General features: G+C 47.4%; 11 protein-coding genes. 2 read left to right on the plus strand and 9 right to left on the minus strand.

What is annotated here, in order from left to right:
• Positions 1–155 precede the first annotated feature (155 nt).
• A complete protein-coding gene (locus KAI36_RS21370) occupies positions 156–1,034 on the plus strand; it encodes an NAD-dependent epimerase/dehydratase family protein (protein WP_025724024.1) in 879 nt (292 codons plus the stop codon).
• Between the two features lie 105 nt (positions 1,035–1,139).
• Here KAI36_RS21370 and KAI36_RS21375 read toward each other — a convergent pair whose 3' ends face one another.
• From KAI36_RS21375 to KAI36_RS21415, 9 genes are all read right to left on the minus strand, one after another.
• Entirely contained in the window at positions 1,140–2,591 is a 1,452-nt protein-coding gene (locus KAI36_RS21375; protein ID WP_025724025.1) for an MFS transporter, read from the minus strand.
• Positions 2,592–2,772: 181 nt separating this feature from the next.
• Entirely contained in the window at positions 2,773–3,777 is a 1,005-nt protein-coding gene (locus KAI36_RS21380; RefSeq protein ID WP_220025962.1) for a helix-turn-helix transcriptional regulator, read from the minus strand.
• A 182-nt stretch (positions 3,778–3,959) separates the two neighbouring features.
• Positions 3,960–4,568: a GNAT family N-acetyltransferase gene (locus KAI36_RS21385; protein WP_220025963.1), complete on the minus strand. Its 609-nt coding sequence runs from the start codon at positions 4,566–4,568 to the stop codon at positions 3,960–3,962.
• A 51-nt stretch (positions 4,569–4,619) separates the two neighbouring features.
• Entirely contained in the window at positions 4,620–5,360 is a 741-nt protein-coding gene (locus KAI36_RS21390; protein ID WP_220025964.1) for a metallophosphoesterase family protein, read from the minus strand.
• Positions 5,361–5,465: 105 nt separating this feature from the next.
• Complete coding sequence (locus KAI36_RS21395; RefSeq protein WP_220025965.1) at positions 5,466–6,410, minus strand: metallophosphoesterase; 945 nt, start codon at positions 6,408–6,410, stop codon at positions 5,466–5,468.
• A 65-nt stretch (positions 6,411–6,475) separates the two neighbouring features.
• The gene (locus KAI36_RS21400) at positions 6,476–7,285 is read right to left on the minus strand and encodes an AAC(3) family N-acetyltransferase (protein WP_220028183.1); all 810 of its coding nucleotides are present in this window, start codon (positions 7,283–7,285) and stop codon (positions 6,476–6,478) included.
• Between the two features lie 172 nt (positions 7,286–7,457).
• Positions 7,458–8,225, minus strand: coding sequence for a succinate dehydrogenase iron-sulfur subunit (sdhB, locus tag KAI36_RS21405; RefSeq protein ID WP_023990143.1), 768 nt, complete (start codon positions 8,223–8,225; stop codon positions 7,458–7,460).
• 19 nt (positions 8,226–8,244) lie between these two features.
• The gene (sdhA, locus tag KAI36_RS21410) at positions 8,245–9,990 is read right to left on the minus strand and encodes a succinate dehydrogenase flavoprotein subunit (protein WP_220025966.1); all 1,746 of its coding nucleotides are present in this window, start codon (positions 9,988–9,990) and stop codon (positions 8,245–8,247) included.
• A gap of 93 nt (positions 9,991–10,083) precedes the next feature.
• Positions 10,084–10,758 (minus strand): succinate dehydrogenase cytochrome b558 subunit, encoded by a 675-nt coding sequence (locus KAI36_RS21415; protein WP_023990144.1) that lies wholly within the window; start codon positions 10,756–10,758, stop codon positions 10,084–10,086.
• 226 nt (positions 10,759–10,984) lie between these two features.
• On the opposite strand from KAI36_RS21415, the gene KAI36_RS21420 reads away from it, so the two are divergent.
• The gene (locus KAI36_RS21420; RefSeq protein ID WP_220025967.1) at positions 10,985–11,890 is read left to right on the plus strand and encodes a LysR family transcriptional regulator; all 906 of its coding nucleotides are present in this window, start codon (positions 10,985–10,987) and stop codon (positions 11,888–11,890) included.
• The last annotated feature ends 1 nt before the right edge of the window (position 11,891 follow it).

The raw sequence follows: 11,891 nt of genomic DNA on the forward strand, positions 1-11,891 counted from the left end.
GTATGTTAAGCTCTTTTCATTCGCTCTGTACCCTTTACAGTCATTATTTCGTCTACCTTAATATCTGAGGATTTTGCAAAAAACCAATAAGCGACTGGAATCGAATTTTGCAAAATCCTGATCTATGAAAACAAGCTTATAAGGAGTGATAAAGTATGAAAAAGGTACTTGTATTGGGTGGAACGCGCTTTTTTGGCAAGAGACTGGTGGAACGTCTGCTGGAGAGTTCCGAGAACTCCGTTACCATCCTCACACGAGGCCAAACAAGCGATTCGTTTGGTGACCGCGTTCAGCGGATCTGTGCAGACCGTACCGACCCGCAAGCGCTCGCAGAGGCGGTAGGTGGGCAAGTGTGGGACGTTATTTATGATAATATTTGCTTTTCTCCAGATGAAGCCAGCGAAGCCTGCCGGATTTTTGATGCTAAAGCCAAGAGGTATATTGTGACCTCCAGCCTATCCGTCTATGATTCGAGCCCGGAAGTGCTGACAGAGAGCATCCTTGATCCTCAAACTTTCCCGGTTCGCAAGGGTGGGAAAGATGATTTTACATATCAGGAGGCTAAACGGCAGGCAGAAGCAGTTTTTATGCAACAAGCTACATTCCCTGTAGTGGCTGTTCGTTTTCCGATTGTATTGGGAACAGATGATTATACGAAAAGGCTTCATTTTCATATCGAACATGTTCGTGAAGGAACAGAAATCGGAGTACCTAATTCCACAGCACAAATCTCATTTATTCGTTCCGATGAAGCCGCAGATTTTCTACTTTGGCTCGGTCACACTTATTTAACAGGTCCTGTAAATGCTTGCTCCGACGGTACAGTGAGGATTGGAGAGATCATTTCGATGATTGAGCAGGCAACGGGAAAACAAGCTGTGGTGAAAGAAAAAACAGCAGACGAGCACATGTCTCCATTCGGTATTACACAATCGTGGTACATGGATACGTCCAAAGCTCAGTCAGAGGGGTACTCATTTCTCTCCCTAAATGAATGGCTTCCAGAGCTGATAACCAGCCTGAACCGTTCCTAAAATCATAAAAAAAGAGGACCCGAAGCTTCGGGTCCCAGCAATATATATAATTCAAAGGGGGTCATATCTATGTTGTACCCACTCTATGTTAAAGTAACTTTGCAGTTATGTTTCATCTTTGTAACAAAATGAAATGCAAATGAGTCCAGCCAAGGCAAGAAGACCACTCGCCGCCACAGAGGTAGAGAATGCCCTGATATAATCTGACAGATTAGCTTCTGAAAGCGGGTGATTGAGTGAGGAAGAGAACAAGATACCGATCAGAGCGACTCCCAACGAATTAGCCAAGTACATAAAGGTCGTAAACAAGCCTGAACCCGTTCCTGCCTCTTCAGCCGATACAGCACCAAGGACGACATGGGCCAGTGGCGTTGTGGCCATCCCGAGACCCAGACCATATCCCCCTAGTATCATGATATTTTGAATATGACATAAATGGATTGCATCTAGATGTAACGATCCAATGAGCAGAAAGCTACAAATCCCCATGATTAGCATACCTGATTTCAACACCTTGCTCCCCCACCTCTTTACTAGCCTGGACGACCATAATGAGGTGAGAAAAAAGCCAACACCAAGCGGCAAAAAGACCATGCTTGTGGATCGAACATTGTATTTCAAACCGGATTGTACATAATAATTTAAAATAAAGAAGAACGAAAACATACTAAGATAGATGACAATTACCGTCAATATCCCTGCGCCGAATGAACTCTTTCTAAATATAGATAGACGAATAAAAGGCGAGCCTCCCCTCTTTTCTTTTCCCATTTGCGTAACTATAAAAGCAACCAAAACCAGAATGGACAACAGCAGACACCCCCATGTCCATAAAGCCCAGCCCTGCTTTTGCTCGGTTGTCAACGGATAGACAAACAGCAATAAACCAAGAAGCAACAGAAAAGCCCCGCCCCAATCCATGTTTGGCACCGCTCTGCCATAAGACTCCGAAATAATAGGACAAAAGAGTAACACTAACAGCCCAAAGGGGACATTAAAAAAGAAAATGATGCGCCAGCCCAGGCCGAAAAGGTTCCAGTCTACCAAAAATCCACCCAGAATTAAACCAAGTGTAAACCCAACCCCAATGATAGCTCCGTAAATTGCAAATACCAGTCCCTTCTCTTTGGGAAGAAAGCTACTTTGCATGATAGATAGAACCTGGGGTTGAATCATGGCAGCTGATATCCCTTGAAGCACACGAATCATAATGATTAACGTAGGCTGCGATACGATCCCCCCTAACAGAGCCATCAATGTAAATCCCAACACCCCGATATATAATATGCGTCTTCTACCATACATATCTCCAAGTTTGCCGCCTAATATCAAGGCCACAGCCAATCCCAGAGAATATCCCGTAAATATGAGCTGTGCCTCGGAAAAACTGGCATGCAGGTCCACCTGCATCATCGGAAGGGCAACCTGCATCATATAGTTGTTCAGTGAAATTAATAAAGTAGGAAGTAAAATAAGAGCTAATGCGTACCAGCGACGCGAATCTACCTGCTGTACTGCTTGAGGATTAGTCATGGCTATGGCAAATCGATCTTTCATTGTAGTTCCTCCAACTCTATAATCGTCATCTTTAATCTTTTCATTTCTCATCTCAACTGATAACCATTATCATCTATAAAGCAAGGGGTTCTCTACCTGCAAAGGTATTTTCTATCCCTATAGAAGGAGCACCAATAAAAAATCCTCCAAACATGATGGACATGCTTGAAGGATTGTTTCATTAAAATTTATTCGTAAATGTATCTGGATTACGTATTTTTTTGATATATTCGCTAGGATTACAACCATAATACTTTCGAAAGGTTGTCGTAAAATTACTGGCGTTGCTGTACCCGATTGAAAATGCCGTCTCTCCAATGTTTAATTGTTCAACTTCCAAGTACCAGAGAGCTTTTTCCATTCTTTGCTTACGCACCATTTCAAAAATAGTCATTCCGAATAAATGGGGGAATCCTTTCTTTAGCTTGAATTCATTAAGCCCAACCTTTCGGGCCAACGCTTGAATCGACAGGGGGTGCTCAAAATGAAGAATGACGAATTCACGAGCCTTATGGAGCTTTGAAATATCTTCACTACTTATAAAATGGCTTGTCCCCCTTGTTACATGTCCATCCATCTCCCCAAACAATGCAATAAACTCCATTGCCTTACTTTCCATGTATAACCGTTTCATCGTCCCATTATAGTTACAATGTATCATGTCATAAACACACTTGTGCATGGCGGGCGTATCCGCGTAGGCGTCAATATTCCCTTTGTAACGCTGTAACCATGTTTCTATGCTATGCTTTTCTGCAATATCTCCGGCGTAAGAAAATAGCTCTTGTGGAGAACACCTTATTTCCACCATTTGGTGGTGAACGCCTGCCTTCTTTTCCTCATAAACCAGTTCATCCTCTAAATATAAAACATTCCCGGTCAACCGATTAGTATGACTTTCTTTGCCGTTCCATTCACAGTATATTTCACCGTTTAAGCAATAGCTGAGTTCAAAGAGCGGACAAGCCTCCTGAATATGAAGCTTCATATTCTGTTCAAAGGTGAGATCCGTGACCACGATTTCCATACCTGGACGAATCCGTGTGCGAGTCATACTTCCCTTACCCATATGCGGGGGAATCGTGAGTTGTTGCTCCGATTTTTTATGATGAATATGACCATCCACAAGCTCAGTGAATTGGTCAAATAAATGATGAATGTCTGCACTCCAAATATTCAAAGCCAATGACAGCCCTTCTTTCCTGTTCGGTTCTAACTATAGGATAACAAAAAAAGAGGACCCGAATCATCGGGTCCCAGCAACATATATTATTCAAAAGGGGGTCATGTCTGTATTGTACCCGTCCTGTGTTAGAGTTGTTTTGCAGTTATATTTCATCTTTGTAACAAAATATTCCACTGCCATTTCTACGCATAATCCCCTTGGGTCATCGAAAATACCAATACACTCGGTACCTCGCCTGAGGGATCATAAGCACCAATTGTACGCAGCAGGCGCATCTTATTTTTAATAAGCACGCGCATGGAAGCCTGATTATCCTCTTGGCAACGACTTTCGATCCGCTTGAGCTTCAAAGATCCGAAACCAAAATTCAGCATTTCTCCTACCACTTCTGTAGCCAGCCCCTGTCCCCAAAAAGGACGATCCAGAATATAGCCCAATTGCGCCTCACCCGTTCTTTCATTCCATTGCTGAAAAGAGACGATACCAAGCAACGGTGAGGAGGTAAGCTCATTGGATTCACCAAGTAGATTGCTTTCTCCTGTATTTCTCTGATGCCATTCCACCGCAAAATGCAGGGAATCTAGTGAATCAGCAGATATTTTAATTTGCGCAACCAGACGCCGCATTCGTGTATAGACTGGCTTGCGAATTCGATTCACATATTGGATCACCAATGGATCGGATAGGATCCGTTCCAGCGCGGGATAATCCTCCGCTCTTAGCTGGCGCAATCGGACTCGACGGGCGTAAAGCTCCGGTAGCCCAAGACGAAGCATTTCTCTGGTCAGCACAATGTCCCCTCCTGCGGATGGATTGGCTTTTAGAAATGAATGTTTCCATACTTAATCCAGGTCCTGAATCCCCCGGTAAATTCCTGTGCGCAGCTCTCGAATATAATACGGCAAAGAAGGCACAGCAGCTTCCTCCGCTTGTTTTACCGCCAGTTCTATATCATAAGGTACACGTACAAAATGAATGGAGAAGGACGTAGGCTGCTCCTCTCCCATCTCCCCCTCTAAAATGCAGTAGGAAGCCTGCGTAACATCCAACGGATTCCCGACACTACCGACGTTAAAAAGTGTTTTCCCCTGAAAATGCTGGATAAAAGCATTGTGCACATCACCATATCCCACAACATCCGGAGTAAAAGCAACTTTTCCATTTTCTTCTGCTAACTGATCGAACATGGCAAGCCGTTTTTCCGGCTCATCCCATGGCTGCACACGGTGATATACACTTTGCGGCGAGGCATGCACCAGACGGATACGGCGTCCGCTCATTCTGAAATCATAATGAAACGGTAACTGTGCCAAATACTGCACTCGTTCTGCCCCCAAGCGTTCGGCTTGCCAGCTAAAATTGAGATCATCCGTAATACTAACCAGCTCATCCCAATTCCCCCGCACGACCACTTCACAACGTTGACGGACAGCATCCAGAACCTCGCACGGGCTAGGCCCTTTGCCGATCAGATCCCCCAAACAAAACACACGGCTAATGCCTCGGGAAGCAATATCCTCCAGCACCGCCTCACAGGCAGGCCAATTGCCATGAATATCTGAAATGACAGCAATACGATCCATCTGAACCTCACTCCTTTGTCCGAAACGACTACATCTCTACACTACATTCAAGCCATCTTTATGTAGTTCCAACATATATGATAAAGATGAAAAAAAGATCATGGCCTATTGGCCGGATTTTAACGTAATGACACTAAGCTCCGGTCTGCACAGCACGCGAATCGGCAGATGTGTCATGCCAATGCCTCGGCTGACATACAGCGGCATTCTCCCCGTTCCCACATGAAATAATCCCTGGATGTACTTGCGTCCACCCGGAGGCGGCATCGGCGCTCCAATGACCGGCAAGCGTACCTGTCCTCCATGCGTATGCCCTGACAGTTGAAGATCAAAGGACATTTGCGCCGCCACATCTGCATAGTCCGGCTCATGCATCAGCAGGAGCTTGCACATCTCATCAGGTAGTCCGTGGATGGCACGCTGCGGATTGGGCTTGCCCATGATGTTATCCTCTAAACCGACCATGGCTACACGCTGTCCCGCAAGCTCTACAATCGCATGCTCGTTTCTCAGCAACGTAAACCCGGTTTTCGGATACAATTCCTGTACTCCGGCTGGTAAGCCTCTATAATCATGATTGCCCAGAATAGCAAATTTGCCAAGTGTGGCGTGCATAGAAGCCATAACTGGAACAGCAGCCTTCATGGATACTGCATAGTCATCCACAATATCGCCTGTAAAACAGAGCAAATCTGGCTTCAGACCTGCTATACGGTCTGCAAGCTCGCGTAGATCCTGCTCATCCATGTGAAAGCCTAAGTGCACATCACTAAAATGTACGACCCTGATTCCGTCAAAAGCAGACGGAAGACGAAGGAGAGACAAGTTGAAGCGTGTAATTTCCAAATGATTAGGCTCCCATAAGGAAGCATATCCTCCAGCCAGAAGCGCGGTTCCGGCTGTGGCTAAAGCCGCTTTTTTCAAAAAATGGCGGCGCGAAGGATTGGCTGGTTCATTTGAAATGGAACGCCGCGAAGAACCGGGAGGGATAGCGGACCCCTTATGCGGGCCATCCTGACTCTCGCGGCGGGTGTGCGGCGTCTTCTCCATATGCATTCCCCCTTGCAATCTATTCCTTGATCTCACTTTTCAGAAATTCTTAATGTCCAGAAGCTTTAGCGGTAGTTGGACAACCACTGCTCCGCATAGTCTACCAAATCACGTTGCCTCGCGAAAAAACATGAAGCCTCCCCAATGTTCACCTGCGTAAAAGCTGAGGGACAGTCCCGTTCAAAATCAAGTCCCAGCTTCTCAAAGTCATCTGAGGTAATATTAAAATCGTGAAAAGATACCCACGCTTTTGCTCCATCCACCATCATAGGAGCTTGATGCATGATCACTTCTCGTCCATTATAGGCTGTTCGATATTCCGCCAAATGCAAGGACGTGTTGCTGTCATGTCCGCAGCCCAACAGCAGTACATAGGCATCTGTCTCATACAGCTTTGCCAAGGGAGAATGCTCACCCAGCCCAAAATCAAGCTCATGCGCCTCCAGCAAGTCTGAAGCAGCAGGTCCACGTGCCGCCAGAGAAACATGCGGATGTCCGCTACGCTTGGTTCCCGGCAGACCGCGGAACGTTTCTACAATGACGCCCATCCCTCCGGTCAGCGTCCAGGCCGCATCATAAGCGGGCATTTCCTCGCGTACCAGTTCCCACCATGACTCATCCAGAGGCGGGTTCATCCAAGTCGAGGGATCAGTCAAGTCATGAGACTGTGTCGGCATTACCAGCGTCCCTTCCGGGCCAACCGCTTCGGTTAGCGCGGCAAGAATGGTCGAGGCCCCGCCTGGAACAAAGCGTCCAAAGCTGCGCATCGACGAGTGAACAAGCAATGTCATGCCGCTCCGAACTCCCAGATCCTTTAATCCCTTCATTACATCCGACCTAGTGACAGGTCGATTCGTTATCGGTTGCACAGTCACCTGTCCAGCCTCCTTTTCACCAAAAACGATACACAATACCATAATTATACCATAACTGCTATCCCGCGCTCCTTTCTCCATGTTACCCTCCATCATTCCTGAGCGCAAAAAAACAGGCTTTCTCCAGTTTGAGAAAAAGCCTGTTTGGGCATAACCTATACGCTGTCCAGTGCTATACAGTCAGCCAGCGCTTGAACATATGCTTGGTCGTTTCCTTGTTCATTTCGGCAATAGAAGTTGTCAACGGAATGCCTTTCGGGCAAGAACGTACGCAGTTTTGCGAGTTCCCGCACCCTTCCAGCCCGTCGTCCGTCATCAACGCCTCCAGCCGCTCTTCCTGATTCATTTCCCCTGTCGGATGGCTGTTGAACAGGCGAACCTGAGATATCGCCGCAGGTCCGATGAACGTCGTCTTCTCGTTGACGTTCGGGCAAGCTTCCAGACAGACACCGCAGGTCATGCACTTGGACAGCTCATACGCCCACTGACGCTTTTTCTCTGCCATTCTAGGACCAGGACCCAGATCGTAGGTACCGTCAATCGGAATCCACGCTTTGACCTTCTTGAGCGCATTAAACATCCGGCTGCGGTCGATGACCAAATCCCGAACTACCGGGAACGTGCTCATCGGCGCGATCGTAATCGGCTGCTCCAGCTTATCAACGAGCGCTGCACAGGCCTGACGCGGCTTGCCGTTAATCACCATGGAGCATGCTCCGCATACTTCCTCCAGGCAATTCGACTCCCAGCACACCGGAGCCGTCTCTTTACCGTGGCTGTCCACCGGGTTACGCTGAATTTCCATCAGCGCGCTAATCACATTCATCCCCGGACGATAAGCCAATTCAAATTCTTCCGTATAGGAACTGGCTTTAGGATCAGCTTGACGGGTCACAACGAACTTCACTGTTTTATTCGACTTCACTGCTTGCTCCGACATCTAAATACACTCCCTTCCGTTATTTGTTCTTGGAATAATCCCGAATACGCGGCTTGATCAGCGAAACATCCACCGCTTCATACGAGATTTGTGGTCCTTCCGGTGTCCAGTACGCAATCGTCGTTTTCAGGAAATCCTCATCGTTGCGATCCGGGAAGTCTGGTTTGTAATGGGCCCCGCGGCTTTCGTTGCGTAGTAGCGCACCTTTGGTCATCGCTTCGGCCAGCTCCATCATATTCCACAGTTGCCGTGTAAACGCCGCACCCGCATTGTTCCAGCGCGAAGCGTCATTGATGTTAATGTTAGAGTAACGCTCCTTCAGCTCCTTGATCTTGTGGATCGTAGCTTCCAGCTTGTCATTATAACGAACCACAGTCATGTTGTTCGTCATCCACTCGCCCAGCTCTTTATGAAGAACATAAGCATTTTCTTTTCCGTCCATATGCAAAATACGCTCATACTTCTCCGTCTGCTGATTAACTGCCGCATCAAATACGGAAGTAGCTATATCCTGTGCAGATTTTTTCAAGCCTTTGATATATTCCACAGCCTTAGGTCCAGCTACCATCCCGCCGTAAATGGCTGACAGCAACGAGTTCGCACCCAAACGGTTCGCTCCGTGATATTGGAATTCACACTCACCAGCCGCGAACAAGCCCGGTATATTCGTCATCTGATTGTAGTCGACCCACATGCCGCCCATTGAATAATGAACAGCCGGGAATATTTTCATCGGGATTTTGCGCGGATCGTCACCGACGAATTTTTCATAGATTTCAATAATGCCGCCCAGCTTTACATCCAGCTCTTTCGGGTCCTTGTGGGACAGATCGAGGTAGACCATGTTCTCGCCATTAATACCCAGTCCATCATCAACGCATACACTGAATATTTCACGTGTCGCAATATCGCGAGGAACCAAATTTCCATAAGCCGGATATTTTTCTTCGAGGAAATACCATGGCTTACCGTCCTTATACGTCCAAATACGACCGCCCTCTCCCCGTGCCGACTCGGACATGAGACGCAACTTGTCATCCCCTGGTATAGCCGTCGGATGAATCTGGATAAACTCACCGTTCGCATAGCGTACGCCTTGCTGATACACCGCACCAGCAGCTGTGCCCGTATTAATGACGGAATTCGTGGTTTTACCGAAAATAATCCCGGGGCCACCAGACGCCAAAATAACTGCATCCGCCGCAAAAGTCTTCACTTCCATCGTACGCAAATCCTGCCCGCAAATCCCTCGACAGATGCCTTCATCATCCAGTACAGCCTGTAAAAACTCCCAGTTTTCATACTTGGTCACCAAACCAGCAGATTCCCAGCGCCGTACCTGCTCATCGAGAGCGTACAGAAGCTGCTGTCCTGTCGTTGCACCAGCAAAGGCGGTCCGATGATGCTGGGTACCGCCGAAGCGGCGGAAGTCCAGCAGTCCTTCCGGTGTCCGGTTAAACATGACGCCCATGCGGTCCATGAGATGAATAATCCCCGGAGCCGCTTCGCACATCGCTTTTACCGGAGGCTGGTTGGCCAGAAAGTCCCCGCCATAGACCGAATCATCAAAGTGAATCCAGGGTGAGTCTCCCTCACCCTTGGTATTTACCGCACCATTGATGCCGCCTTGAGCACAAACGGAGTGGGACCTTTTGACCGGAACCAAAGAAAATAAATGAACGTGAACTCCCGCCTCTGCCGCCTTGATCGTAGCCATTAGACCTGCCAGACCGCCGCCCACGACGATAATGTTGGATGCTGCCATTTCTGCTCACTCCTTTTTTTCAGGATTTTAACCAAATCCCCTTTTACGTTTAAAAATAGAATCTCAACACGATGTATAATGGGTATGACTCATTTACAGTAGCTGTTTAAAAGCGCTGCATTGCACCAAGGCAGTTGCCGTTTCCTGAAATTCCGCGCTGCGGAATGCAAGCAGGGAAGCGATGAAGCCGATAGACACCACCACGAACAGGGTCATACAGATATAAGAAGATACTTTTTGCGCACGTGGTCCCACAGTAATCCCCCAACTGACCATAAATGCCCACAGTCCGTTAGCAAAGTGAAAGGATGCCGAAACGACACTGATTAAATACAAAATAAAATAAACCGGGTTCGTCACGATGCCATGCATGACACCGCCTAGCTCCTCATGGGTTACTTTACCCAGAGCCACCTGAAAACGTGTGTCGTATACGTGCCAGATAATAAATACAAATGTAATGACGCCAGAAATACGCTGGAACAGAAAGCGCCAGTTACGTGAATAGCCGAACCTTTTGACATTCGGGTCAGCCTGATAAGCGATATACAAGCCATAAATTCCGTGGAACAGTAATGGCAAGTAGATGAATAACGTTTCTAGCACAATAACCAGCGGCAAACCATTCAGGAAGGCCACGCTGCGATTAAATCCTTCCTTGCCGCCCTCCACCGCTGTGAAGTTCGTCACCAAATGCTCAACAAAAAATAGAGCCAACGGAATGACGCCAAGAAGCGAATGCAGCTTTCTGGAATAAAATCCTCTCATATAGGTCATGCTCCCTTCTCCCAATAATAGCGTTTTCAATAGTAATATAACATATAAAATGACAGTTCCCGACAGGAAATGTCCAACAAGGTGTCCCTTATAAGGAAAAACAAAAGTGTGAACATCTTGTGTCGCTTTCATGTTACTCCTTTTCGGCTTATAATGGAATTGCAATATACGTATTAATTATTATGTCTTTTTTGCATATAGAGAGGAAGTGGATGATTTGTTTGAGGATTTGAACGCTTTTGCCGTCATTGTCGAGCAGTCCAGCCTGAATAAAGCCTCCAAACTGCTGAATCTGTCCCAACCTGCCCTGTCTCGCAAAATTGCCAAGCTGGAGGAAGAGCTGGGTGTGAATCTTTTTGATCGTCGGGGCAAACGGCTCGAAATTACGTCCACTGGCCGATTTGTTTATACATTCGCGCTAGAGCAACGGCAACGACAGCTTCGCTTCTTACAAAAGCTGTCCCAGCACAAAAATGAAGCCCAGAGTATGCTTACACTCGGCGCAAGCCTCACGACACTCCAAACGACGCTGCCTACCCTCGTCGAAGCTTTCATGAGCAAGCATCCTCAAACCGAGCTGAAGCTGCTCACCGGTAAAACCCATGAAATCGTCGCCTTTGTACGTGATAAAAAAGCAGACGCCGGTATTGTCGGGTCTGCCATTCATGAAGCCGGACTGCGTTGCATTCCGCTATTTGATGATCATTTGGAGCTTGTTGTTCCCATTGGACATGAATTAACCGTCAAGACAGAAACGGCCTCGATGAAAGAACTACAAGGATTGCCGATGATTATATTCTCCAAAGGAACCTGGTACCGCAGTCTGACGGATGACTTGTTCCAGCGCAGCGGCATCATGCCGGATATCCGCATGGAAATCGACTCCTTCGAGGCAATTGTACGCCTGCTTCCAACCTGTAAGGCTTCTGCCTTGCTACCCAAATCCTATTTGCGCAGCGAACTGCTGCGGGATAATGGACTCACTGCATTGTACTTGCCCGATTTGAAGGAGACACGCCGAACGACCTCCCTCATTTACTCGGAGACGACCGATCTCGGTCCGACAGCACGACGCTGGATTAGCGAGACACGTGCGTCGTTTGCAGGCTACCGTATGGTGTAGA

The organism is Paenibacillus sp. S02 (assembly GCF_019454065.1).
In the GTDB taxonomy this organism is placed as follows: Bacteria; Bacillota; Bacilli; order Paenibacillales; family Paenibacillaceae; genus Paenibacillus; species Paenibacillus polymyxa_B.

What these genes read in the sequence shown, in the direction of transcription:
- KAI36_RS21370 (WP_025724024.1), top strand. Translation starts at nt 156, where the DNA reads ATGAAAAAGGTACTTGTATTGGGTGGAACGCGCTTTTTTGGCAAGAGA.
- KAI36_RS21375 (WP_025724025.1), bottom strand. Translation starts at nt 2,591, where the DNA reads ATGAAAGATCGATTTGCCATAGCCATGACTAATCCTCAAGCAGTACAG.
- KAI36_RS21390 (WP_220025964.1), bottom strand. Translation starts at nt 5,360, where the DNA reads ATGGATCGTATTGCTGTCATTTCAGATATTCATGGCAATTGGCCTGCC.
- KAI36_RS21395 (WP_220025965.1), bottom strand. Translation starts at nt 6,410, where the DNA reads ATGGAGAAGACGCCGCACACCCGCCGCGAGAGTCAGGATGGCCCGCAT.
- sdhB (WP_023990143.1), bottom strand. Translation starts at nt 8,225, where the DNA reads ATGTCGGAGCAAGCAGTGAAGTCGAATAAAACAGTGAAGTTCGTTGTG.
- sdhA (WP_220025966.1), bottom strand. Translation starts at nt 9,990, where the DNA reads ATGGCAGCATCCAACATTATCGTCGTGGGCGGCGGTCTGGCAGGTCTA.
- KAI36_RS21415 (WP_023990144.1), bottom strand. Translation starts at nt 10,758, where the DNA reads ATGAGAGGATTTTATTCCAGAAAGCTGCATTCGCTTCTTGGCGTCATT.